The following is a 23,847-nucleotide window of genomic DNA, read 5'->3' as shown; positions in this document are numbered from 1 at the left end:
CGCTCCTGGTTCAGCCGGGACGCCGGAACGCGTCGGCCGGCGAGGTCAGCACCACCGCCAGCTTCAGGGCGACGTGCAGCGTGAAGACGATGAGCGCCAGTGCGCCTGGCGCCCAGAACAGGTAGCGCGGCCAGAGCAGGATCTCCGACGCGGCGCCGGAGTCCCAGGACTTCAGCGTCGCGTCGTAGGCCGCGATCGCGAAGAAGCCGCCCACCGCCAGCATCAGCAGCAGGTTCAGCACTTCCAGCGCCTTGCGCCCGCCCGGGCCCAGCGCATCGGGCAGGAAGGACACCTTGGGGTAGGCGTCCTCCTTCAGCGCGTAGGCCAGGCCCAGGAAGGCGGCGGGGAAGAGCAGCAGCGCGGTGGCCTCGGTCACCGTGCCGTCGGGGCTGGACAGCACGTAGCGCATGAACACGCCGTACGAGATCCAGGCCATCTGCACGACGATGATGGCCGCGCCGAGCCCGGCCAGCCACACGGCCAGCCGCTCGACACCGTGCAGCGCGCTGCCCAGCATGTCCCGCTCAGAGCCCGTTCTTGGCGAACAGCGCGCGCACCTTGCCCGCCATCTCGGCGCCGCAGGCACCGTCGACCTCGGGTGTCCACTTGGCGGCGATGGCGTCGACCATGGCCTTGCGCTTGGCCGGCGCCACGGCGGTCACCGTGCCGCCCTGCTTCACGGCGTCGGCGATGCTGGTGTCGACGAACTTCTCGTACTCCGGCTTCAGCCACACCTCGGACTCGCGCGCTGCCGCCAGCACGGCGGCCTGGTCGGCGGCGCTTAGGCCGTCGAACTTCTTCTTGTTGATCATGTAGATGATGTTGCCGTAGAAGAGGTTGGCCTTGACCATGTGCGGCATCACGCCCCAGAGCTTCCAAGCGCTGTAGGTGGCCACGCCCATGTTGATGCCGTCGACCACGCCGCGCTCGGCCGACTGGAAGACCTCCTTGGGCGCCACGAACACCGGCTTGCCGCCCCAGGTCTCGATCATCATCGACACCAGCGGGCCGATGGAGCGCACCAGCTTGCCGCCGAGCTTGGAGAGGTCGGCGTCCTTGGTCTTGAACCACCACTCCTGGTCGTAGGAGTAGTTGGAGTTGATCAGCGGCATCAGGCCGACCTTGGCCGCCTCGTCCTTCACCAGCGCCGCATAGGCGGCATCCAGCTCGATCTGCTTGCTCATGTCGACGACCATCGGGTAGAGCGAGGTCACGCGGTAGCAGGGCAGGCGCTTGTCGGCCGGCATCCAGCTGATGTCGGAGACGCCGCCGAGCACCGCGTCCACGCCCTCGCTCCAGCCGTGCAGCGTGGACGAGGGGAAGACCTCCACCTTCACGCGGCCCTGCGTCTTGGCGGCCACGAGCTCGCCGAACTTCTTGAAGCCCTGGTAGCGGATGTCGACCTCGTTGACGTAGGTGGACAGGCGCAGCGTGGTCTGCGCCGCCGCCGTCAACGGGGCGGCGACGGCCAGGGCGCCGAGCAGGGCCAGGGTGAGGCAGGAACGCTTCATCGTCGGATCTCCAGGGTGGGTGAGCGGAAGGTTGAGGGGAACGTGAATCAGGCCGCCGTGGCCGGGAAGGTGGCGGGGTAACCGAACAGCGCGACCGAACCGCCGGTGTGCAGGAAGACGACGTTCTCGTCGGGCTTGAAGTGGCCGCGCCGGATGAGGTCGATCAGCCCGGCCATGCCCTTGCCGGAGTAGACCGGGTCCAGCAGCAGGCCCTCGGTGCGGGCCAGCAGCGTCACCGCCTCGACCATGCCCGGCGTCGGTACGCCGTAGCCGGCGCCGACGTAGTCGCAGTTGGCGGCCACGGCCTCGCGCGGCAGGTCGCCCGGCAGGCCCAGCAGGTCCCAGGTGCGGCGGCCCAGGTCGTGCACCATGGTTTCCTGCTTCTCGCGCGGCGCGCGCACGCCGATGCCCAACAGCCGGGCCGAGTGGTTCAGCGCCTGCAGCCCGACCACCAGGCCGGCCTGCGTGCCGGCGCTGCCGGTGGCGTGCACCAGATGGTCGATGCGCAGGCCGCGATCGGCCGCCTGCGCCACCAGTTCCAGCGCGCAGTTCACGTAGCCCAGCGCGCCCACCGGGTTCGACCCGCCGCCCGGGATCACGTAGGGGCGCCTGCCCTGGTCGCGGAGCTGGGCGGCCAAGGTCTCCATCTCGGCCTGCATGTCGCTGCCACCCTTGCGGGTCTCGACGCTGGCGCCGTGCAGGTGGTCCAGCAGCACGTTGCCGTTGCCGGTGTAGCTGGGGTCGGTGCTCCCGGTGCGGTCTTCCAGCAGGATGTGGCACTGCATGCCCAGGCGCACGGCCGCCGCGGCGGTCTGCCGCGCGTGGTTGGACTGCGTGGCGCCCTGCGTGATGACGACGTCGGCCTTCTGCGCCACGGCCTCGGCCATCAGGAACTCGAGCTTGCGCGTCTTGTTGCCGCCGGTGGACAGGCCGGTGCAGTCGTCGCGCTTGATCCACAGGCGCGGGCCACCGAGCGCCCTGGACAGGTTGTCCATCGGCTCCAGCGGCGTGGGGAGGTGCCCGAGCCGGATGCGGGGGAAGCGGGCGAGGTCCACGACGGTCTCCGGTGTTGTGTTGCGCCAGATGGTGCGGCGGCGGGGCGCGGAGGTCCAATCGATTTATCGGTCCGTATTTTTCGCTTCTTGCATAGTGCACCGAGGCAAGGCATCGGGGCGGGCGCAGTCTGATGCGCGACGGTGCGCGAGCTGCACCGCGGGTGTGCGGTGGGTCGCGTCGGCCCCGGTGGTCTGGCCGGGCGATCACGCCCGGACTACGCCACCTTGCGTATAGGTGCGCAGGGGCTTCGTCGCCAGACTGCGAGTCATTCATCCACGACCCCACCCAGACGGAGCCTCCTGCCATGAACCTGTCCCGCCGTTCCATCACCGCGCTGGCCGCTGCCGCCTGCGCCCTCGGTTTCACCAGCCTCGCCCAGGCCCAGGGCACCATCAAGGTCGGCATCCTGCATTCGCTGTCGGGCACGATGGCCATCTCCGAGACCGTGCTCAAGGACGTGGCGCTGATGACGATCGACGAGATCAACGCCAAGGGCGGCGTGCTGGGCAAGAAGCTCGAGCCCGTGGTCGTGGACCCGGCGTCGAACTGGCCGCTGTTCGCCGAGAAGGCCCGCCAGCTGATCAGCCAGGACAAGGTGGCGGCGGTCTTCGGCTGCTGGACCAGCGTCTCGCGCAAGAGCGTGCTGCCGGTGTTCGAGGAACTGAACTCGCTGCTGTTCTACCCTGTGCAGTACGAGGGCGAGGAGCTCAGCAAGAACGTGTTCTACACCGGGGCCGCGCCCAACCAGCAGGCCATCCCCGCCGTCGAATACCTGATGAGCAAGGACGGCGGTGGCGCCAAGCGCTTCGTGCTGCTGGGCACCGACTACGTCTACCCGCGCACCACGAACAAGATCCTGCGCGCCTTCCTGAAGGCCAAGGGCATCCCCGAGTCGGACATCATGGAGGAGTACACCCCCTTCGGCCACTCCGACTACCAGTCCATCATCGCCAACATCAAGAAGTTCGCGTCCGAAGGCAAGAAGACGGCCGTCGTCTCCACCATCAACGGCGACTCCAACGTGCCGTTCTACAAGGAGCTGGGCAACCAGGGCCTGAAGGCCACGGACGTGCCGGTGGTGGCCTTCTCGGTGGGTGAGGAGGAGCTGCGCGGCGTCGACACCAAGCCGCTGGTGGGCCACCTGGCCGCGTGGAACTACTTCATGAGCATCAAGAGCCCGGCCAACACCGCGTTCGTGAAGAAGTGGAGCGACTACGCCAAGGCCAAGGCCATCCCGGGCCACAAGGACAAGCCGCTGACCAACGACCCGATGGAGGCTACCTACATCGGCATGCACATGTGGGCGCAGGCGGTGGAGAAGGCCAAGAGCACGGACACCGACAAGGTCATCGCCGCGATGGCCGGCCAGACCTTCCCGGCACCGGGCGGCTTCATGTCCACGATGGACGCGAAGAACCACCACCTGCACAAGCCGGTGTTCATCGGCGAGGTCAAGGCCGACGGCCAGTTCAACGTGGTGTGGAAGACCAAGGGCCCGGTGGTGGCCGACCCGTGGAGCGACTACATCCCCGAGAACAAGGGCAAGGTCAACGAGCCGGCCAAGAAGTAATCCTGGCGGCCCATCGTGCTGAGGAGGCTGTCGACCCTGCTGATCGCTGCGCTGCTGGCCCTGGTGGCCGGCCGCGTGGCGGCCCTGACCCAGCCGGAAGCGCTGGCGATCGTGCAGGGCGACAGCGACGAGCGCATCGCCGCGCTCAACACCGCCGCGGCGGCCGGGGACCCGGCGCTCGCGGCCTTCGTGCAGGCACTGCTCGACGAGGAGATCCGTTTCGACGAGCAGCGCGTGTACCGCGTGCAGGGCCCGAACGGTGACAGCGTGACCGATGCCGTCACCGGCGCTGCGGCCACGCTGCCGGAAGCGGCCGAGGAGCCGATGCTCAACAACCGCCTGCGTGGTGCGCTGCAGGCGGCGTTGTCGGGCCTGAACCTGGCGTCGCCCGACCTGGGGCAGCGCCGAGCCGCGGTGGACGACCTGCTGCGCGCCTCGCTCGACGAGGACCAGCTGCCCCTGGTGGAGAAGGCCCTGGCCCGCGAGACCGATGCCGACCTGCAGGAAAAGCTGACACGGCTGCAGGCCACGATCCAGATCTCGTCGGAGGACAAGGCCCTGCGCCTGAAGGCCGCGGCCACGCTGGCGGCCAGCGGCCAGCCGGCTGTGGCCAGCCTGCTGCAGGAACGGCTGGCCGATGGCGGCGAGGCCGACCCCGAGGTGCGCGCCGCGCTCGACGCGGCGCTGAAGGCCGTGCGCGGCCGGCTGGACTGGGGCGAGCGCCTGGGCGTGATGTTCACCGGCTTGAGCCTGGGCTCGATCCTGATGCTGGCGGCCCTGGGTCTGGCGGTGACCTACGGCCTGATGGGCGTCATCAACATGGCGCACGGCGAGCTGATCATGATCGGCGCCTACGCCACCTACGTGGTGCAGAACCTGTTCCGCAACTTTCTGCCCGAGCTGTTCGACTACTACGTACTGGCCGCCATCCCCGTGGCCTTCCTGGCCAGTGCGGCCGTCGGTGCGGTGCTGGAACGCGGCGTGATCCGCTGGCTCTACGGCCGTCCGCTGGAGACGCTGCTGGCCACCTGGGGCATCAGCCTGATCCTGATGCAAGCGGTGCGCTCGATCTTCGGCGCGCAGAACGTGGCGGTGGAGAACCCGGCCTGGCTGTCCGGCGGCTGGCAGGTGCTGCCCAACCTGATCCTGCCCTACAACCGCATCGCCATCGGCATCTTCGCGGCGCTGGTGCTCGCCGGCATGGCGCTGCTGATCGCGCGCACCCGGCTGGGCCTGTTCGTGCGCGGCGTGACGCAGAACCGCCGCATGGCCGCCTGCGTGGGCGTGCACACGGCGCGCGTGGACACCTACGCCTTCGCGCTGGGCGCCGGCATCGCCGGGCTGGCCGGCTGTGCGCTCAGCCAGGTGGGCAACGTGGGGCCGGACCTGGGCCAGGGCTACATCGTCGACAGCTTCATGGTGGTGGTGCTGGGTGGCGTGGGCCAGCTGGCCGGCACCGTCTACGCCGGCCTGGGCCTGGGCCTGCTGAACAAGCTGCTCGAAGGCTGGCAGGGGGCCGTGCTGGCCAAGATCATGGTGCTGGTGTTCATCATCGGCTTCATCCAGAAGCGGCCGCAGGGGATCTTTGCGGTCAAGGGGCGGAGTGCCGAGGCATGAAGGCAACGGTGGCATTCGACCCAAAGCAGCCTTCGGCTGCTTTGGGTCTGGCGACCCGACTTCCGTGGGCTCCCCCGAGCCCCCTCCGAGAAGGGGCTCCAGCGCGTTCGACGGCTCCCCGCCAGCCCCCCTCCGGGAGGGGGACTCCAGCCAGATTGACGAGTCGGCCTTCCGGCCGACCGCACTTCACCGGCCGCTTTGGGTCGAAAGCAGCCCCCCGACCCCGATGAACACCCGCCTGCTTTCCCCCCAAGGCTGGACCGCCGTGCTCGCCGCACTGCTGGCGGTCGTGGTCGGCATGCCGGTGCTGAACCTGATGGTGCCGCCGGACAGCGCGCTGCACCTGTCCGACGCCATGGTCAGCCTCATCGGCAAGATCCTGTGCTACGCCATCGCCGCGCTGGCCATGGACCTGATCTGGGGCTACACCGGCATCCTGAGCCTGGGCCACGGGCTGTTCTTCGCGCTCGGCGGCTATGGCATGGGCATGTACCTGATGCGCCAGATCGGCACCGACGGCCAGTACAAGAGCGAGCTGCCCGACTTCATGGTGTTCCTGAACTGGAAGGAACTGCCCTGGCACTGGGCCTGGAGCGACAGCTTCATCCTGCAGATGATCCTGGTGGTGGCGGTGCCGGGCCTGCTGGCCTTCGTGTTCGGCTGGTTCGCGTTCCGCTCGCGCATCAAGGGCGTGTACTTCTCCATCATCACGCAGGCGCTGACCTACGCGGCGATGCTGCTGTTCTTCCGCAACGAGACCGGCTTCGGCGGCAACAACGGCTTCACCGACTTCAAGCGCATCCTCGGCGTGCCCATCGCCACCGGCGAGATGCGCGTGTTCCTGGCCGTGCTCACGGCGGTGGTGCTGATCGGCTTCTTCGTCATGGCGCGCGCCATCGTCACCAGCCGCTACGGCCGCGTGCTGCAGGCCATCCGCGACGCCGAGAGCCGCGTCATGTTCACCGGCTACGACCCCGTGGCCTACAAGCTCAGCATCTGGACGCTCAGTGCCGTGATGTGCGCCATCGCCGGCGCGCTGTACGTGCCGCAGGTGGGCATCATCAACCCCAGCGAGATGACGCCGGCGGCGAGCATCGAGATCGCGATCTGGGCGGCGGTGGGCGGGCGTGGCACGCTGATCGGCCCCATCGTCGGCGCCTTCTTCGTCAACGGCGCCAAGAGCTGGTTCACGCAGACCTTCCCGGAGTACTGGCTGTACTTCCTGGGCGCGCTGTTCATCGCGGTGACCCTGTTCCTGCCGCAGGGCCTGGTGGGCCTGGTCGCGAAGCTGCGCGGTCGCAAGCCGGAGGAGCGCACATGACGCCCGACCTGATGCGTGCCGGTGCCGAGCGTATGGCTACCGCGCGCGGCCGCACTGGCGCCGTGCTGCAGGAAGGCCCCGACTTCCGCCACGGCGTGGCGCTGTACGTCGAGGACATCAGCGTCAGCTTCGACGGCTTCAAGGCCTTGAACGACCTGAGCCTGACCATCGACGTCGGCGAGCTGCGCTGCATCATCGGCCCCAACGGCGCCGGCAAGACGACCATGATGGACGTCATCACCGGCAAGACGAGGCCCGATGCCGGCAAGGTCACCTTCGGCTCGACGATCGACCTGCTGCAGCTCAAGGAGCCGCAGATCGCGCAGGTCGGCGTCGGCCGCAAGTTCCAGAAGCCCACCGTCTACGAGCAGCTCAGCGTGGTCGAGAACCTGGAGCTCGCGCTCAAGGCCGACCGCCGCGTGCGGGCGGCCCTGTTCGCGAAGCTGACCGGTGCGCAGCGCGACCGGCTCGACGAGGTGCTGGCGCTGATCCACCTGAAGGACCAGGGCACGCGCACCGCGGGCCTGCTGAGCCACGGCCAGAAGCAGTGGCTGGAGATCGGCATGCTGCTGATGCAGGACCCGGTGCTGCTGCTGCTGGACGAGCCCGTGGCCGGCATGACCGACGAGGAGACCGAGCGCACGGCGGAGCTGTTCCTGTCGCTGGAAGGCCAGCACTCGCTGGTCGTCGTCGAGCACGACATGCACTTCGTCGAGCAGCTCACCGAAGGACGCAAGACCGTGACCGTGCTGCACGAGGGCAGCGTGCTGGCCGAAGGCAAGCTGGCCGACGTGCAGGCCGACGAGAAGGTGATCGAGGTGTACCTTGGCCGCTGACACCTCCGCACTTCTGCAGGTCGAGGGCCTGAACCAGTACTACGGAGGCAGCCACATCCTGCGCGGCCTGTCGTTCGAAGCCCGTGCCGGCGAGATCACGGTGGTGCTCGGGCGCAATGGCGTGGGCAAGACCTCGCTGCTCAAGAGCCTGATGGGCGTGGTGCCGGTCAGGAGCGGCAGCATCACCTTCGACGGTCAGGCCATCACCGCCGCACCGTCGTACGAGCGCGTGAAGCGCGGCATTGGGTACGTGCCTCAGGGGCGCGAGATCTTCAACCGGCTGACGGTGGAGGAGAACCTGCGCATGGGCCTGGCCACCCGGCCGGGTTCGGCGCGGGTGCCCGAGGTGCTGTACGAACTGTTTCCGGTGCTCAAGCAGATGCTGCACCGGCGCGGTGGCGACCTCTCCGGCGGCCAGCAGCAGCAGCTGGCCATCGCGCGCGCACTGGCGCCCGGCCCAAAGCTGCTGATCCTGGACGAACCCACCGAAGGCATCCAGCCCAGCATCATCAAGGACATCGGCCGCACGCTGCGCATGCTGGCCGATCAGGGCATCGGGGGTCAGCCGCTGGCGGTGGTGCTGGTGGAGCAGTACTACGACTTCGCCGCCGAACTGGCCGACCAGTACCTGGTGATGGAGCGTGGCGAGATCGTGATGCGCGGGCGCGGTGTGGACATGGCGGCCGACGGCGTCAAGGACCGCATGTCGATCTGACGAGGGTGCCGCCCCGTGCGGGCCGGCGGCTCTACCATCGCGCCGATGCCGCCCATGCTCGGCGCGATGCGCCTGCCCTTTCTGCTGCTGGCCGTGGTCTGCGTGGCACTCGGCGCCGCGGTGGCAGCGCCGCCACGCGATGGCCTGGTGCTGTTGCTGGTGACCGTCGGTGCCCTGGCCGCCCATGCCGCTGTGAACCTGCTCAACGAATGGCACGACTTCCGCAGCGGCCTGGACCTGCGCACCACGCGCACGCCGTTCTCCGGCGGCAGCGGCGCCCTGCCGGCGCAGCCGCAGGCGGCCGCCGGCGTGCTCGCGCTGGGCGTGCTGCTGATGGCGCTGTGCGGTGGCATCGGCCTGTGGCTGCTGCAGCGCAGCCCGGGTCTGCTGCCCTATGGCGTGGTGGGGCTGGCGCTGGTGGTCGGCTACACGCCCTGGATCACGCACCGCCCCTGGCTGTGCCTGCTGGCGCCCGGCCTGGGTTTCGGGCCGCTGATGACGGCCGGCACCGCGGTGGCGCTGAACGGCGCGGCCAGTGCCGGGGCGCTGCTGGTGTCGCTGATGCCGATGGCGCTGGCCAGCGGCCTGCTGCTGCTCAACCAGTTCCCGGACGTCGATGCCGACCGCACCGTGGGTCGCCGCCACCTGCCGATGCTGCGCGGCCGAGCCTGGGCCGCGCGGCTGCTCGCCGGCCTGTTCGTGGTCGCCTATGCCGCGCCGGTGGCCGGGGTGCTGGCGGGTGTGCTGCCGGCCGGCGTGCTGCTGTGCGGGCTGACGGTGCCGCTGGCGCTGGTCGTGGCGCGCGGCGCGCACCGGCACGCCGACGACATCCCGGCCCTGCTGCCCACGATGGCCCGCAACGTGGCGCTCACGCTGGCCACGCCGCTGCTGGCTGCGCTGGGGCTGTGGTGGATGCCGGCATGACCGCGGCGCCGGACCTGCTGGCACGGCTGGATGCCGTCGCCGCGTCGGTGGCCGCACGCGGTGCTGAGCGACGCGGTGGTGGCCCGCATCGACGCGTTGGCCAGCGGCTGACGAGGCCGGTTGTCGCCGATACGGGGCGTGCCAAGCTGCATCGCGCGGGGCTCTGGCACCATGCGGATCGAACCGATGGAGACCCGATGACACGCGAATGGGAAGACGCTGCCCGTCTGCTCTGGCATTGCCGCCAGTCCGGCACGGTGATCGACGGCCTGCCGCCGACGCTGCGGCCGGCCGATGCCGCCGCGGGCCACGCCATCCAGGCGCTGCTGCCGGCGGTGGCCGGTACGCCAGTGGTGGGCTGGAAGATCGCCGCCACCAGCGCCGCGGGGCAGGCGCACATCGGCGTGGATGGGCCGTTGGCCGGGCGCATCCTGGGCAGCTTCGTCGAACCCATGGGCGCCGTGCTGAGCCTGGCCGGCAACCGCATGCGCGTGGTGGAGCCGGAATTCGCCTTCCGCATGGGGTCGCCGCTGCCCCCACGCTCGACGCCCTACGTCGAGGCGGAGGTGCTCGCGGCTGTGGCCAGCCTGCACCCGGCCTTCGAGCTGCCGGATTCCCGCTTCGCCGACTTCGTGCACGCCGGGCAGGCCCAGCTGATCGCCGACGACGCCTGCTGCGGGCGCTTTGCCTTCGGGCCCGAGGCGCCGGCCGTGTGGCGCGATGCGGACCTGGCCGCGCATGCGGTGACCGCCGTCGTCACCGGCACCGACGGCTCGACCCGCTATACGCGTGCCGGCGAAGGCCGTGCGCTGCTCGGCGGGCCGGTCACCGCGCTGACCTGGCTGGCCAACGAGCTCTCACGCCTGGGCGTGGGCCTGCAGGCCGGCGACTGGGCGTCCTGCGGCACCTGCATGGTGCCGCTGCAGGTGGTGCCGGGCGACAGGGTCGTGGCGGACTACGGCCAGTTCGGCCGCATCGAGATCGCCCTGGCCGACGACGGCGCGGAACGCTCATGACGATCCACCACGTCGATGCCGGCGTGCTGCGCGTGGCCTTCGAGCAGCATGGCCCGCTGGACGGCCCGGCGGTCGTGCTGCTGCACGGCTTCCCCTACGACGTGCGTGCGTTCGACGCGGTGGTGCCGCCGCTGGTGGCCGCCGGCTGCCGCGTGGTCGTGCCCTGGCTGCGCGGCTACGGCGCCACGCGCTTCCTGTCGCCGGCGACGCCACGCTCGGGCCAGCAGGCGGCGCTGGCGATGGACTTGCTGGCGCTGCTGGACGTGCTGGAGATCCCGCAGGCCGTGCTTGCCGGCTACGACTGGGGCGGCCGTGCGGCCTGCATCGTCGCGGCCCTGTGGCCGGGGCGCGTGGCCGGTCTGGTCACCGGTGGCGGCTACAACGTGCACCACGTGCCCAGCGCGATGACACCGGCGGCGCCCGAGGACGAGCAGCGCCTGTGGTACCAGTACTACTTCCACAGCGAGCGGGGTCGCGCTGGCCTGGCCCTGCACCGGCAAGCGCTGTGCCGACTGTTGTGGCGACTCTGGTCGCCCGAGTGGCGCTTCGACGACGCCACCTATGACCGAACCGCCGCGGCGTTCGACAACCCGGACTTCGTCGACGTCGTGGTGCATTCCTACCGTGTGCGCTACGGCCTCGTGGCCGGCGACCCGGCCTGCGACATGGTCGAGCAACGGCTGTGCGACCGGCCGCCGATCACCGTGCCGACGATCACGCTCGAAGGCGGCAGCGACGGCGTGATGCGCGCCGATGGCTCGCTGCGCCACCGGCCGCATTTCACCGGCCCCTACGCGCGCCGCGTGATCGACGGTGTCGGCCACAACCTGCCGCAGGAGGCGCCTGTGGACTTCGCCGAAGCCGTATTGGCCCTGATGGCGGGTGCCAACCAGGGCGACGCCAAGTCCACCGACTGAACACCGGCTGGGCGCCGACCCCGCACACTGCTGGGCGTGCGGGTGGGTTCGAGGGCCGGAAGCCAACCGTCGTGAGGTTCGTCGAGGGCAGTGTCTATGCCCCGCGCCCGGCGGTTTCCAGCATCGCCTCCAGCAGCACCTGGCAGCCAGCGGCCAGGTGCTCCGGCCGCGCGTCCTCGATCTCGTTGTGCGAGATGCCGTCCTTGCACGGCACGAAGACCATCGCCGTGGGTGCGGTGCGCGCCACGTAGACCGCGTCGTGGCCCGCGCCGCTGACGATGTCGCGGTGCGGCAGGCCGTGGCGGGCGGCGGCGGCGCGCACGCGGTCCACCAGCGCGGGGTCGAAGGGCGCGGGCGGGAAATACACCACCGGCTGCAGGTCCACCGCCACGCGGCCGTTGGCCTGCACCTTGGCCACGGCATCGCGCAGCGCCGCATCCATGCGCGCCAGGCCGGCGTCGTCGGTGTGGCGAAAGTCCACCGTGAAGCTGACGCGGCCGGGGATGGTGTTGCGTGAATTGGGGAACACCTGCACCCAGCCGACCGTGCCGCGGGCATGCGGCGCTTCGGCGCGCGCGATGTCGTCCACCGCCTGCATCAGCGGCAGCGCGGCCTGCAGCGCGTCGCGGCGCAGGTCCATCGGCGTCGGGCCGGCGTGCGCTTCCATGCCGGTCAGCACCACGTCGTACCAGCGCTGGCCCAGTGCGCCGGTGACCACGCCGATCACGTCGCCGCTGTCCTCCAGCACCGGACCCTGCTCGATGTGGGCCTCGAAGAAGGCACCGAAGCGCGGTGCGCCGTCGGCCAGCGCGGCCGGTGCGGCGCCGGCGTAGCCGATGGCGCCAAGCGCGTCGCGCACGCTGACGCCTTCGCGGTCGGTGGCGGCCAGCGCGTGTTCCAGCGAGAAGGCACCGGCGTAGACCCCCGAGCCCATCATCACCGGCACGAAGCGCGAGCCTTCCTCGTTGGTCCACACGCACAGTTCCAGCGGCGCGACGGTGCGCACGCCGTGGTCGTTCAGCGTGCGCAGCACCTCCAGCCCGGCCAGCACGCCGTAGTTGCCGTCGAACTTGCCGCCGGTGGGCTGCGTGTCGATGTGGCTGCCGGTGGCCACCGCGGGCAGGCTCGGGTCGGTGCCCTCACGCTGCGCAAAGATGTTGCCAATGGCGTCCACGCGCAGCGTGCAGCCAGCCTCGCCGGCCCAGCGCACGAAAAGATCGCGCGCCTGGCGGTCCAGGTCGCTCAGCGCCAGGCGGCAGACACCGCCCCTGGGCGTCGCGCCGATCTCGGCCAGCGCCATCAGGCTGGCCCACAGGCGGTCGGGGTCGATGCGTGGGTGGTGGGTGGCGGGTACAGGGTGGGGGGCGTTCATCGGCGGCAATCGAAGGGTCGGCTGCTCAATGCAAGTCGCGGGCCGCGATGGCGGACACGGACGGTGAAGGGACGAGCGAGCCGTCGGGCGGGCGACGTCAACGCCCCTTGGTGGCTTTCCAGGCCGCGAACTCGTCCTTGGTCGCCGGGTCGGTGGGCGGGTACAGGCCGAGGATGCTGCGGCCCTCCAGCACCTTCTCCTGCACGAAGTCCTCGAACACCGTCATCGCCACCGCCTCGTCGGCGATCGCGTCGGCGATGCCGGCCGGGATGACGACCACGCCCTCGGCATCACCGACCACGATGTCGCCCGGGAACACCGGCGTGTCGCCGCAGCCGATGGGCTCGTCGATGGCGATGGCCTGGTGCAGCGTCAGGTTGGTGGGCGCACTCGGCCGCTGGTGATAGGCCGGGATGGACAGCTTCGCGATCTCCGGGCTGTCGCGGAAGCCACCATCCGTCACCACGCCGGCCACGCCGCGCTTCATCAGGCGGCTGACCAGGATGCCGCCGGCCGAGGCGGCGCGTGCGTCCTTGCGGCTGTCGATCACGAACACGGCACCGGGCGGGCAGGTTTCCACCGCCTTGCGCTGCGGGTGGCCGCGATCCTCGAACACGGTGATCGGGTTCAGGTCCTCGCGCGCCGGCATGTAGCGCAGCGTGAAGGCCGGGCCCACCATGTTGGGCAGGCCGGGGTTGAGCGGACGCACGTCCTGGATGAACTGCTGGCGCAGGCCGCGCTTGTAGAGGGCGGTGCACAGCGTGGCGGTGCTCACGCCCATCAGTTTCTGTCGGGTCTCGGGGTTCATGGCGACTTTCGGGTGCGTTGGGTTCAGCAGGGGCGGCCGCCCAGGTCGCGCAGCCAGGCCGGTGCGTCCTGCAGTGCCACCGGGCGCAGGAAGCGGTCCATCGCCGCCCAGCCCACGGACGTGGTTTCGGCGCGCGTGGACGAGGGCCAGGGCCCGCCGTGCTGCTGGCCGGCGGTGACGGCCACGCCGGTGGGCACGCCGTTGAACAGCACGCGGCCGGCGGTCTGCATGGCGGCGCGCACCAGGGTGCGTGTGTCTGCATCGTCGGTGTCCGCGCCCCAGAGCGTGACCGTGAGGCTGCCGCCGACGGCGTGCAGCACGGCCACGGCTTCGTCGGTGGACGCCACGCGCACCACCAGCGCGGCGGGGCCGAAGACCTCGTCGTGCAGTGCCGGCGTGGTGGTGAAGGCGGTGGCGTCGGTGACGGCCAGCGCCGGCGTCGGCGCGTCGTCGCCTTCGGTCGGCGCCACGCGCCACTGCACGCCGGGCGTGGCCGCCCAGCGCGCCACGCCGGCGTCGAAATTGGCGCGCATGCCCGGCGTGAGCATCGTGTGCGGGCGGGTCTCGGCCAGCGCGGCGGCCAATGCTTCGACGAAGGCGTCCGACGCCGGATCGTCGAACAGCACGATCACGCCCGGGCTGGTGCAGAACTGCCCGCAGCCCAGCGTGATGGACCCGGCCAGCGTGGTGGCCAGGGCCGGGCCCTGCGCCGCCAGCACGGCAGGGCGCGCGACCACCGGGTTGATCGACCCCAGCTCGCCGAAGAACGGGATCGGCCGCGGCCGGGCGTTGGCGACGGCCTGCAGCGCCGCACCGCCGCGGAAGCTGCCGGTGAAGGCCACGGCGGCGATGGCCGGGTGCTGCACCAGGTGCACACCCACCGACACCGCGGCACCTTCGACGAGGCCGAACACGCCGGCGGGCAGGCCGAGCCCCTGCACGACGCCCGAAGCGAGTTCGGCCGTCGCGCGCGTCAGCTCGGGGTGGGTCGGGTGGCCCTTGACGACCACCGGGCAGCCGGCGGCCAGTGCCGAGGCCGTGTCGCCACCCAGCACCGAGAAGGCAAACGGGAAGTTGCTGGCCGAAAACATCGCCACCGGGCCCAGCGGCTGGCGCACGCGCAGCAGCGCCGGGTGGCCGACCGGCGGACCGCCGGCCACGGCCGGGTCGTCGACGTGCGCGAAAGGATCGCCGGCCTCCACGCGTGTGGCGAAGCCGCGCAGCTGGAAGGCGGTGCGGTCCAGCTCGCCGTTCAGGCGCACCGGGCCCAGGTGCGATTCGCGGTCGGCCAGCGGCACCAGGGTGTCTCGCGCGGCTTCCAGCGCATCGGCCAGGCCACGCAGCAGCGCGGCACGGGTGCTGGCATCGCTGGCGGCGAAGCTGTCGGCCGCTGCGGCGGCCGCGGCGACGGTGGCATCGATCTGCGCGGGGGTGTGGTCGGTCAGGGTCATCGGTGCATTGTTCACCGTGATGCGCCGGCCTGGCGGCGATCAGCGTGGTCGCAGGCGCCGGCCTCGGGAAAACCACCAGAGCCGCTGCGCAGGGAAGCGCATGCTGCGCCCGCCGGCCCGCCCAGCGCGCCGTTAACCTTCCACCCATGACCACCCCACGCCGCAAGACCCCCGCCGACCTGCGCAGCGCGCGCTGGTTCGCGCCCGACGACCTGCGCTCCTTCGGCCACCGATCGCGCACCATGCAGATGGGCTACGGCCCGGAGGACTGGGCCGACAAGCCGGTGATCGCCATCGTCAACACCTGGTCCGACGCACAGCCCTGCCACCTGCACTTCAAGGAGCGCGTGCACGACGTCAAGCGCGGCATCCTGCAGGCGGGAGGCTTCCCCATCGAGCTGCCGGCGCTCAGCCTGTCGGAGAGCTGGGTCAAGCCCACGACCATGCTCTACCGCAACATGCTGGCCATGGACACCGAGGAGCTGCTGCGCTGCCACCCGGTGGACGGCGCGGTGCTGATGGGCGGCTGCGACAAGACCACGCCGGCGCTGGTGATGGGCGCGCTGAGCATGGGCCTGCCCTTCGTCTACATCCCCGCGGGCCCCATGCTGCGCGGCAACTTCCAGGGCCAGGCCCTGGGTTCCGGCACCGACGCCTGGAAGTACTGGGACGAGCGCCGCGCCGGCCACCTGACCAAGGCGCAGTGGCTGGGCGTGGAGGGTGGCATCGCGCGCTCGCACGGCCACTGCATGACGATGGGCACGGCATCCACGATGACCGCCATCGCCGAGGCCATGGGCCTGACGTTGCCCGGCGCCAGCTCGATCCCGGCGCCAGACGCGAATCACCCGCGCATGTGTGCCGCGGCGGGCCGCCGCGCGGTCGAAATGGTGTGGGAGGACCTGACGCCCGACCAGATCCTGACGCCCGCGGCGGTGAAGAACGCCGTCACCGTGGCCATGGCCACCGGCTGCAGCACCAACGCCATCATCCACCTGATCGCTATGGCGCGTCGCGCCGGCGTGCCGCTGGGGCTGGACGAGCTGGACGCCATCGGCCGCAGCACGCCGCTGATCGCCAACGTGCGGCCTGCCGGCCAGGGCTACCTGATGGAGGACTTCTACTACGCCGGCGGCCTGCCGGCGCTGATGAAGACCCTGAGCGACAAGCTGGACCTGGGCGCGCGCACCGTCAGCGGCCGCACGCTGGGCGAGGACATCGCCGAGGCCAAGGTCTTCAACGCCGACGTGATCCGCCCGCTGGACAACCCTGTCTACCACGAGGGCTCGCTGGCCGTGCTGCGCGGCAACCTCGCGCCCGACGGCGCGGTGATCAAGCCCGCGGCTTGCGACCCCAAGTACTACCAGCACCGCGGGCCGGCCCTGGTGGCCGACAGCTACCCGGAACTCAAGAAGATCATCGACGACGAGGACCTGGATATCCACCCCGACACCGTGCTCGTGCTGCGCAACGCCGGCCCGCAGGGCGGCCCCGGCATGCCGGAGTGGGGCATGATCCCGATGCCCAAGGCTCTGCTCAAGCGCGGACAGCGCGACATGGTGCGGTTGTCGGACGCGCGCATGAGCGGCACCTCCTACGGCGCCTGCGTGCTGCACGTGGCGCCGGAAGCCTACGTGGGCGGACCGCTGGCGCTGCTGCGCAACGGCGACATCGTCGAGCTCGACATCCCGGCGCGCACGCTGAACATGGTGGTCTCCGACGAGGAGCTCGCACGCCGCCGTGCCGCATGGACACCACCACCGCCGCGCTTCCACCGCGGCTACGGCTGGATGTTCGCGCGCCACATCGAGCAGGCCGACAAGGGCTGCGACTTCGACTTCCTGCGTGCGGAGTTCGGGCCCAACCCCGGCGAGCCGGACATCTACTGAGCCCACGTGCCGCCGATGCTGTTTCCGACCCTGCCGGAAGACCTGCGCCTGGCCCGCCTGGCGCCGTGGGGCGACCGTTCACGGCGGCCGTCTGTGGTCATCGACACCGACGCCGCCAACGAGATCGACGATCAGTTCGCGCTGGCCTGGGCGCTGCTGGCGCGCGAGCGCCTGGACGTTCAGGCGCTGCTGGCCGCCCCGTTCTCGTTCGCCCATCGGCGCGCTGCGCTGCAGGCGCTGCGCGGCTGGGACGACGCCACGGCCGCGGCGATGCCCGCGTTCGCGCCGCCGGGCGACGGCATGTGGCGCAGCCTGGACGAGATCCGGCGCATCGGCGCGCTGACCGGGCTGGCCGAGGCCGAACTCGACCAGCTGGCCTGCGCCGGCGCCACGCGCTACCTGGATCCTCGCCAACCGGAACGCACGGCGGCCGTCGACCGCCTGATCGCGCTGGCCGAGGCGGCCGACGACGCGACCCCGTTGTACGTGCTGGTGCTGGGTTGCCCCACCAACATCGCGGCGGCGCTGCTGCTGGCGCCGGAACTGGTGCGCCGCCTGGTGGTGGTGTGGACGGCGGGCTTCCCGTCGCACGCGCCGCAGCCCAACCGCGCCTTCAACCTGGAGCAGGACCTCGCGGCCACGCGCGTGCTGCTGGGCAGCGGCGTGCCGCTGGTCTACCTGCCGGGCTTCCACATCGGTGCGCAACTGCGGCTGTCGGCCGCCGACGCGGAACGTGCCCTGCCCGGGCGGGGCGGCGCCGGCGGGCTGGGCGATGCGCTGTTCGAACTGTTCATGCACAACCCGCTGTGGCCGCTGACCGGCACCACCGGCGTGCACGACCGCCCGGCCTACAGCTGGGTGATCTGGGACCTGATCTGCGTGGCCTGGCTGCTGGACCCGGCCTGGGTGCCGACCGATCTCGTCCGCACCCCGGGGCTGGGCGACGACCTGCGCTGGCAGCCGGGTGATGCCGACCGGCCGTGGATGCGCGAGGCCTGGGCGGTGGACCGCGACGCGATCTTCGGCGACCTGTTCTCGCGGCTGGACGCCTTGCCGCGCTGAGCGTCAGCCATCCTGGCGCAGCGCCGACAACTCATCGAGCACGCGCGCCACGCCAGCCGGTGACAGGTAGTGGTCCACCCGGCCGCGCACATGGGCCACCAGCGCGGGGTCGCTGCGCTCGGCGGACCAGTCCTCGCCGTCGGCGCGCGCCGACCGTGCCGCGCCGGACTGCACGCGCCACTTGGCGCACCAGGTCACGGCCCACAGCCACATCGCGTTGCGCAGCGGCAGCAGCCACGGGCGCCAGACATCGGGCTCACCCACTGCGGCGAGCCAGCGGGACTGCGCGTCGCGCACGGCGGCCAGGGGCAGATCGGCATGGGTGGCGACGTCCCAGGTGGTGGAGGTGTAGAGCGTCGCGTGGGCCAGGTCCAGCGGCGGAGGGCCGTAGCGGGCCTTCTCCAGGTCCACCAGCACGGCGCGGCCGTCGGGCTCGAGCATGAAGTTGCCCGGGTGGGCGTCGAAGCTGATCAGGCGCTTCGGTGGCCGTACCGGCGCGGCCAGCGTGCGCTGCCAGTCGGTCAGCGCGCCGTCGATGCCGCGGCGCGCGGCCGGCGCCAGGCCGGCAGCGTCCAGGTGCCCGGCCTGCGCGTCGATCTCGGCGGCCAGCGCGGCCAGTGGGTCGGCCGGGTCCAGCAGCGGTGCGCGTGCGGCGGTGGGTGGCAGCGGCAGCCTGTGTAGCGCGGCCAGTGCCTCCACGAGGGCCGGCAGCCCGTGGGGCAGCGGCAGCGGCTGGCCGGTGATCTCCTGCACCAGCAGCGCCCCGCGCGCCAGCGGCGTGCCCGGGCGCGGCGCCAGCACGCCGTGCAACCGCGGTGCGTGCCCGCCGGCGGCCGCGCGTGTGAAGCAGGCGGCCTGATAGGCCAGGTTGTCGGCCGCGGCCAGACCCATCTGGCTCTGCTTGGGCACGCGCGCCAGCAGGCCATGGCCGACCAGGCGCACGTGGTCGTGGGCCAGTCCGGTGTCGGGCAGGCGCTGCAGCGCGAGTCCGTCGACATCGATGCCGGCGACGGGCAACGCGGCTCGCAGCGCATCGATCAGTGGGTCGTTCATCGCGGGGTGTCCCGCTGCCAGTGCGCTGGCAGCCAGGCCAGGTCGTCGGGGGTGTCGATGTCGTGCACCGGCGGCAGCAGCGCCGGCGTCACGCCGCAGGCCGCCAGCCGCGCCTGCGTGGCCGACAGCACGGCCGGCGTGCTCCAGGGCAGCGGGTCGAAGAGCGCGCCGCGCAACGCGCCTTGCCGTCGCCAGGCGTCGCCATGCACGCCCACGCCCACGTAGCCGCCGTCGAAGGTCGGCACGAGCACCACCGGGGCCCGCTGCAGCGCAGCGGCGGCCTCGCGCAGCCGCGCCGCGTCCAGTGCCGGGGCATCGGTGCCGACCACCAGCGCGGCCTCGGCTAGGGACAGGCCGGCCTGCACGGCAGCCTGCATGCGCGCGCCCAGGTCGGCCTCGGGCTGGTCGACGGTGTCGACCTGGCCGGCCCAGCGCTGCAGCGCCGGGTGTCGCGCGTGCGGCGCCGCAGCCAGCAGCACCGGCCCCAGCGCCGCGTCGCGGGCCGCGGCCAGCGTCGCATCCAGTCCCGCGGCCGCGACCCGGGCCGCACCGTCCGCACCGAGCGCCGGGATCAGCCGCGTCTTGGCCTGTCCCGGCACCGGCGCCTTGGCCATCACCACCACGGCGCAGCGCATCAGCGGTAGTCGCGCGCCAGCACGTCGGGCGCGGCGCCGCGCCAGTAACGCCAGCGCAGCCGCCACATCAGCCAGATCGTGCGCCAGGCGCCACGGGTGTCCCAGCGGCGGCCGGAGGTCGCCACGCGCGCGCGCAGGCAGGCCGGGCGGCCGAGGGCACGCAGGCGGCGCGAGAGTTCGATGTCCTCCATCAAGGGCTGGTCCGGGAAGCCGCCGACGGCGTCAAAGGCTTCCCGCCGCACGAAGAGGGCCTGGTCGCCGGTCGCGATGCCCGTGAGCCGCGAGCGCAGGTTCATCAACGCCGCGACGACCGGCAGCATCGCGCTGTGGCCCACGATGCGCACGTCGAAGCGGCCCCAGACCCGGCGCACCAACGCCTGCTGCACCGCCGCCAGGGCATCGGGCGGCAGCCGCGTGTCCGCGTGCAGGAACAGCAGCACGGCCCCACGCGCCTGGGCCGCGCCATGGTTCATCTGGCGCGCGCGGCCGCGCTGCCCCTTCAGCACGGCATCGGCGTGGCCCTGGGCCGCCGCCACGCTGTCGTCGCGGCTGCCGCCATCGACGACGATCACCTCGACGCCCTGCGCGCGCAGCGGCGACAGGGACGCCAGCAGCGCGCCGATCTGCCCGGCTTCATCGAGCATCGGCACGACGATGGACAGGCGCGGGGTGTCGGGCACGCCCCATTGTCGTGTGGCAGGCGCGGTTCTTTCGCCGCCGGACTTCTATACTCGTTTCAGAGGGTGAGAGGTCATCCAGCATGCCCGAGCAGACGCGCCAAACGGTCCGAATCTAGGCGCAAAGCGCAGCCATAGCTCGGGCTATGGCGAGCATTTGCAACGACGAGTCGGGCCGTTTGGCGCGGATGAGCGGGCGTGCGGGATGGGCTCTCACCCTCTCAGGCCATGCGCACACCGCTGCGCTTTCTGAAGCCGCGCCGGGTTTTCGGGCCCCGCCCCGCCCTTCTTCGCCGCGCTTCATCGAAGTGGGAGCGACCCATGTCCTCATCTTCACCCCCAGCCCGCCCGCCCGTTGTGCGCTTCGGCCGCATGGCACCCACCGTGTCGGTCGGCGACATGCCGCGCGCGCTGCGCTTCTACACCGAGGTGCTCGGCTTCCAGAAGGTCTTCGAGAACGGCTTGCCGGTGGGCTTCGTCATCCTCGAGCGTGACGGCGCCGAGCTGCACCTGTCGCTGCTGAAGACGCACAAGGCCACGGTGCAAAACGTGGCGCACCTGATGGTGGACGATGCCGCGGCGCTGTTCGAGCACCTGAGCGCGCACGGCGTGCGCATCGTCAAGGCGCTGCGCGACGCCGACTTCGGCCTGCGCTGCTTCGTCTTCGCCGATCCGGACGGCAACCGCATCGACGTGGGGCAGGACCTGTAGGTCCGCCTAGAGAAACCGCTCCAGCAGCCGCCGGGAGCGCCGGTCCAGCGCGGCCGGCGTTGCGATCACGTAGGCGATGCCGTGGCGGTCGGTCACCAGCAGCCGGCCGTCGGGCAGGCGGCGGATGTCCTCCTCGCCGCCCAGCACCAGGGTGTGCCGGCCGCGGTCGGTGTCCACCGTCCAGTCGCTGGGTGTCGTGAAGGTGGACACGGCCACGATGGCCTCGATGGACGGCATGAAGCTGCGCGCGGCCAGTTCCGCGTCGAGCAGCGCGCGCATCGGCGGCGGCAGCGCGGCCGGGTCGTCGATCCACAGCCGCTCGTGGCCGTCGGGCCCCACCAGCGACAGCGCGCCAGCGGCGTCCGACAGCGGGAAAGCCCGCACCGGGTGCACGTCCTCGTGGCGCGTGCCGTCGGCCAGCGTCAGCAGCAGGCGGCCGTGCGCGTCGCGTTCGAGCGTCGGCGTGCCCATCATTCCCCCAGGCCCGTGTGGCGCTGCTGCTGCGCTTCGTGCAGCCGCCAGTAGGCGCCTTGGCGTGCCAGCAGTTCGTCGTGGGTGCCGGTCTCGACGATGCGGCCGCGGTCCATCACCACCAGCCGGTCGGCGCGCTTGAGCGTGGACAGCCGGTGTGCCACGGCGATCGTCGTGCGGCCCTGCACCAGGTTGTCCAGCGCCTTCTGGATCTCGCCCTCGGTCTCGGTGTCCACCGACGACGTGGCTTCGTCCAGGATAAGGATGCGCGGGTCGATCAGCAGCGCGCGCGCGATGCTGATGCGCTGCCGTTCGCCGCCGCTCAGGCCCTGGCCGCGCTCGCCGACCACGCTGTCGTAGCCGTGCGGCAGGCGCAGGATGAACTCGTGCGCGTGCGCGGCGCGGGCGGCGGCCACGATCTCGGCGCGCGTGGCGCCGGGCTTGCCGTAGGCGATGTTCTCGGCGATGGTGCCGAAGAACAGGAACGGCTCCTGCAGCACCACGCCGATGTGGCGCCGCCAGTCGGCCAGCGCGAAGCGGCGCAGGTCGGTGCCGTCGGCGGTGATGCGGCCCTCGGTCACGTCGTAGAAGCGGCAGATCAGGTTCACCAGCGTGCTCTTGCCCGAGCCGCTGTGGCCCACCAGGCCGATCATTTCGCCGGGGCGGATGGTCAGGTCCAGGTTGCGGATCACCGCGCGCGGGCCGTAGCGGAAGCCCACGCCCTGCAGCGCGATCTCGCCCTTCAGATGACCCACGGGCATCGGCTGCGCCGGCTCCGGCACGTTGCTGTGGTGGTCCAGGATGTCGAAGATGCGCTTGGCACCGGCCGCGGCCTTCTGCGTCACCGAGACGATGCGGCTCATCGAATCCAGCCGCCCGTAGAAACGGCCGATGTAGGCGATGAAGGCGGTGAGTACGCCCACCGTCACCTGGCCGCGGCTGACCAGCCAGATGCCGAAGCCCCAGACCACCAGCAGGCCGATCTCCGTCATCAGCGCCACCGTGGGCGAGAACAGGCTCCAGGTCTTGTTGAGCCGGTCGTTGATGGCCAGGTTGTGCGCGTTGGCCTCGCGGAAGCGCTGCGCCTCGCGCTTCTCCTGCGCGAAGGCCTTGACCACGCGGATGCCGGGGATGGTGTCGGCCAGCACGCTGGTGACCTCGCCCCAGACGCGGTCGATCTTCTCGAAGCCGGTGCGCAGGCGGTCGCGCACCAGGTGGATCAGCCAGGCGATGAAGGGCAGCGGCAGCAGCGTGACCAGGGCCAGCGCCGGGTCGATGCTGAAGAGGATGGCCGCGGTCATGCCGATCATCAGCACGTCGGTGGCGAAGTCCAGCGCGTGCAGCGACAGGTAGACGCTGATGCGATCGGTCTCGCTGCCGATGCGCGAGATCAGGTCGCCGGTGCGCTTGGCGCCGAAGTAGTCCAGGCTCAGGTGCAGCAGGTGCTCGAAGGTGGCGGTGCGCAGGTCGGCGCTGATGCGCTCGCTCACCAGCGCCAGCAGCCAGGTCTTGGCCCAGCCCAGGCCCCAGGCGGCCAGCGCCGACAGCAGCAGCCCGCCCAGGAGCAGCGCCACCAGCATCGGGTCGATGGCCTGCCCGTTCTGGAACGGGATCAGCACGTCGTCCATCAGCGGGATGGTCAGGTAGGGCGGCACCAGCGCCGCGCCGGTGGCACCCAGCGTGAGCGCAAAGCCGGCGGCCAGCTGGCCCTGGTAGGGGCGGGCAAAGCGCCACAGGCGCAGCAGCACCCAGGTGGACGGGCGCTCCGGCGGTTCGGCGGCGAAGTCGTCGTCGGCGGCGGCCGGTTCTTCCTCGTCGCCGGCGGGCGGTGACGCCAGGCGGCGCTGCGCGCGCTCGAAGGCCTGCAGCAGCGCCAGCGCTGGTGGGTTGGCCGCCAGCGTGAAGCGCCACAGCGCCAGCCGGCCGTGGGCGTCGTGCAGCGACAGCTGCGCCAGGCCGCCGCTGTCGGCGTGCTGCAGGGTCAGGTCGGGGCGCAGCGGCCAGACCTGCCAGCCGTCGCGGCCGCCGTCGCGCGCCAGCAGGCGGCGGTCGGTCAAGCAGAGTTCGCCGGTGGCGAAGCGCCCGTCCGGCGACAGGTCCAGCGCCACCCGCGCGCGGAGGGTCTCGCCGGCTTCGAGGACGGGTTCGGCGGGCGCGGTGGCGGTCATGGGGCGGGGCGGTGGGCGGCGGATTGTGGCGCAAGCCACGGTCTTGCGCGCGCGGTCAACGGCGGCT

22 protein-coding genes are annotated in these 23,847 nt (G+C 71.5%); 11 read left to right on the top strand and 11 right to left on the bottom strand.

From position 1 onward, the window contains the following. Positions 1–10: 10 nt before the first annotated feature. From ENE75_RS20075 to cuyA, 3 genes are read right to left on the bottom strand one after another with little or no spacing between them, the layout of a single operon-like run. The gene (locus ENE75_RS20075; RefSeq protein ID WP_128200128.1) at positions 11–517 is read right to left on the bottom strand and encodes a TRAP transporter small permease; all 507 of its coding nucleotides are present in this window, start codon (positions 515–517) and stop codon (positions 11–13) included. A 7-nt stretch (positions 518–524) separates the two neighbouring features. Next, the gene (gene dctP, locus ENE75_RS20070) at positions 525–1,511 is read right to left on the bottom strand and encodes a TRAP transporter substrate-binding protein DctP (RefSeq protein WP_128200127.1); all 987 of its coding nucleotides are present in this window, start codon (positions 1,509–1,511) and stop codon (positions 525–527) included. A gap of 47 nt (positions 1,512–1,558) precedes the next feature. Then, positions 1,559–2,566, bottom strand: coding sequence for a D-cysteate sulfo-lyase (gene cuyA, locus ENE75_RS20065; RefSeq protein WP_128200126.1), 1,008 nt, complete (start codon positions 2,564–2,566; stop codon positions 1,559–1,561). Positions 2,567–2,871: 305 nt separating this feature from the next. On the opposite strand from cuyA, the gene urtA reads away from it, so the two are divergent. From urtA to ENE75_RS20025, 8 genes are all read left to right on the top strand, one after another. Further along, positions 2,872–4,137, top strand: coding sequence for an urea ABC transporter substrate-binding protein (gene urtA / locus ENE75_RS20060; protein ID WP_199232370.1), 1,266 nt, complete (start codon positions 2,872–2,874; stop codon positions 4,135–4,137). 15 nt (positions 4,138–4,152) lie between these two features. Beyond that, positions 4,153–5,754: an urea ABC transporter permease subunit UrtB gene (gene urtB, locus ENE75_RS20055; protein WP_128200125.1), complete on the top strand. Its 1,602-nt coding sequence runs from the start codon at positions 4,153–4,155 to the stop codon at positions 5,752–5,754. A 226-nt stretch (positions 5,755–5,980) separates the two neighbouring features. Continuing rightward, the gene (gene urtC / locus ENE75_RS20050) at positions 5,981–7,075 is read left to right on the top strand and encodes an urea ABC transporter permease subunit UrtC (RefSeq protein WP_128200124.1); all 1,095 of its coding nucleotides are present in this window, start codon (positions 5,981–5,983) and stop codon (positions 7,073–7,075) included. After that, positions 7,072–7,911 (top strand): urea ABC transporter ATP-binding protein UrtD, encoded by an 840-nt coding sequence (urtD, locus tag ENE75_RS20045; protein ID WP_128200123.1) that lies wholly within the window; start codon positions 7,072–7,074, stop codon positions 7,909–7,911. Before urtC ends, urtD begins: the two co-directional genes overlap by 4 nt. After that, positions 7,901–8,626: an urea ABC transporter ATP-binding subunit UrtE gene (urtE, locus tag ENE75_RS20040; protein ID WP_128200122.1), complete on the top strand. Its 726-nt coding sequence runs from the start codon at positions 7,901–7,903 to the stop codon at positions 8,624–8,626. Before urtD ends, urtE begins: the two co-directional genes overlap by 11 nt. Before the next feature lie 45 nt (positions 8,627–8,671). Then, positions 8,672–9,550 carry a prenyltransferase gene (locus tag ENE75_RS20035; protein WP_128200121.1) on the top strand — a complete coding sequence of 293 codons (879 nt, stop codon included), beginning with the start codon at positions 8,672–8,674 and terminating at the stop codon, positions 9,548–9,550. A 197-nt stretch (positions 9,551–9,747) separates the two neighbouring features. Then, positions 9,748–10,566: a 2-keto-4-pentenoate hydratase gene (locus tag ENE75_RS20030; protein WP_128200120.1), complete on the top strand. Its 819-nt coding sequence runs from the start codon at positions 9,748–9,750 to the stop codon at positions 10,564–10,566. Beyond that, positions 10,563–11,483: an alpha/beta fold hydrolase gene (locus ENE75_RS20025; protein ID WP_128200119.1), complete on the top strand. Its 921-nt coding sequence runs from the start codon at positions 10,563–10,565 to the stop codon at positions 11,481–11,483. The genes ENE75_RS20030 and ENE75_RS20025 overlap by 4 nt, the downstream gene beginning before the upstream one ends. A gap of 94 nt (positions 11,484–11,577) precedes the next feature. On the opposite strand, the gene ENE75_RS20020 is transcribed toward ENE75_RS20025, so the two are convergent. The 3 genes from ENE75_RS20020 to ENE75_RS20010 form a co-directional block, all read right to left on the bottom strand. Continuing rightward, entirely contained in the window at positions 11,578–12,855 is a 1,278-nt protein-coding gene (locus ENE75_RS20020; RefSeq protein WP_128200118.1) for a Zn-dependent hydrolase, read from the bottom strand. A 97-nt stretch (positions 12,856–12,952) separates the two neighbouring features. Further along, entirely contained in the window at positions 12,953–13,663 is a 711-nt protein-coding gene (locus ENE75_RS20015) for a ribonuclease activity regulator RraA (protein ID WP_128200117.1), read from the bottom strand. 23 nt (positions 13,664–13,686) lie between these two features. Then, the gene (locus ENE75_RS20010; RefSeq protein ID WP_128200116.1) at positions 13,687–15,114 is read right to left on the bottom strand and encodes an aldehyde dehydrogenase (NADP(+)); all 1,428 of its coding nucleotides are present in this window, start codon (positions 15,112–15,114) and stop codon (positions 13,687–13,689) included. Positions 15,115–15,260: 146 nt separating this feature from the next. Here ENE75_RS20010 and araD point away from each other — a divergent pair, with 146 nt between their 5' ends. Next, on the top strand, positions 15,261–17,003 hold the full coding sequence (gene araD, locus ENE75_RS20005; RefSeq protein WP_128200115.1) for an L-arabinonate dehydratase: 1,743 nt from the start codon (positions 15,261–15,263) through the stop codon (positions 17,001–17,003). A 15-nt stretch (positions 17,004–17,018) separates the two neighbouring features. Beyond that, positions 17,019–18,065 (top strand): nucleoside hydrolase, encoded by a 1,047-nt coding sequence (locus tag ENE75_RS20000; RefSeq protein ID WP_128200114.1) that lies wholly within the window; start codon positions 17,019–17,021, stop codon positions 18,063–18,065. Between the two features lie 3 nt (positions 18,066–18,068). On the opposite strand, the gene ENE75_RS19995 is transcribed toward ENE75_RS20000, so the two are convergent. Genes ENE75_RS19995 through ENE75_RS19985 form a run of 3 tightly spaced genes read right to left on the bottom strand, consistent with a single transcriptional unit; the run spans position 18,069 to position 20,433 of the window. After that, on the bottom strand, positions 18,069–19,118 hold the full coding sequence (locus ENE75_RS19995; protein WP_128200113.1) for a phosphotransferase family protein: 1,050 nt from the start codon (positions 19,116–19,118) through the stop codon (positions 18,069–18,071). Next, a complete protein-coding gene (locus tag ENE75_RS19990; RefSeq protein WP_128200112.1) occupies positions 19,115–19,753 on the bottom strand; it encodes a TIGR04282 family arsenosugar biosynthesis glycosyltransferase in 639 nt (212 codons plus the stop codon). Before ENE75_RS19990 ends, ENE75_RS19995 begins: the two co-directional genes overlap by 4 nt. Beyond that, a complete protein-coding gene (locus ENE75_RS19985; RefSeq protein ID WP_233259185.1) occupies positions 19,753–20,433 on the bottom strand; it encodes a TIGR04283 family arsenosugar biosynthesis glycosyltransferase in 681 nt (226 codons plus the stop codon). Before ENE75_RS19985 ends, ENE75_RS19990 begins: the two co-directional genes overlap by 1 nt. A 318-nt stretch (positions 20,434–20,751) precedes the next feature. Between ENE75_RS19985 and ENE75_RS19980 the strand changes: the two genes are divergently transcribed. Further along, entirely contained in the window at positions 20,752–21,141 is a 390-nt protein-coding gene (locus tag ENE75_RS19980) for a VOC family protein (protein ID WP_128200111.1), read from the top strand. A gap of 6 nt (positions 21,142–21,147) precedes the next feature. On the opposite strand, the gene ENE75_RS19975 is transcribed toward ENE75_RS19980, so the two are convergent. Together ENE75_RS19975 and ENE75_RS19970 are read right to left on the bottom strand one after the other, a co-directional pair. Further along, positions 21,148–21,612: a cyanophycin metabolism-associated DUF1854 family protein gene (locus ENE75_RS19975; protein WP_128200110.1), complete on the bottom strand. Its 465-nt coding sequence runs from the start codon at positions 21,610–21,612 to the stop codon at positions 21,148–21,150. Beyond that, positions 21,612–23,780, bottom strand: coding sequence for a cyanophycin metabolism-associated ABC transporter (locus ENE75_RS19970; RefSeq protein ID WP_128200109.1), 2,169 nt, complete (start codon positions 23,778–23,780; stop codon positions 21,612–21,614). Before ENE75_RS19970 ends, ENE75_RS19975 begins: the two co-directional genes overlap by 1 nt. Positions 23,781–23,847: the final 67 nt, after the last annotated feature.

It is taken from the genome of Rubrivivax albus (genome assembly GCF_004016515.1).
Lineage (GTDB): Bacteria > Pseudomonadota > Gammaproteobacteria > Burkholderiales > Burkholderiaceae_C > Rubrivivax > Rubrivivax albus.
The sequence above is the reverse complement of the archived record's forward strand: the minus strand, read 5'-3'. Positions and strand labels throughout refer to the sequence as shown.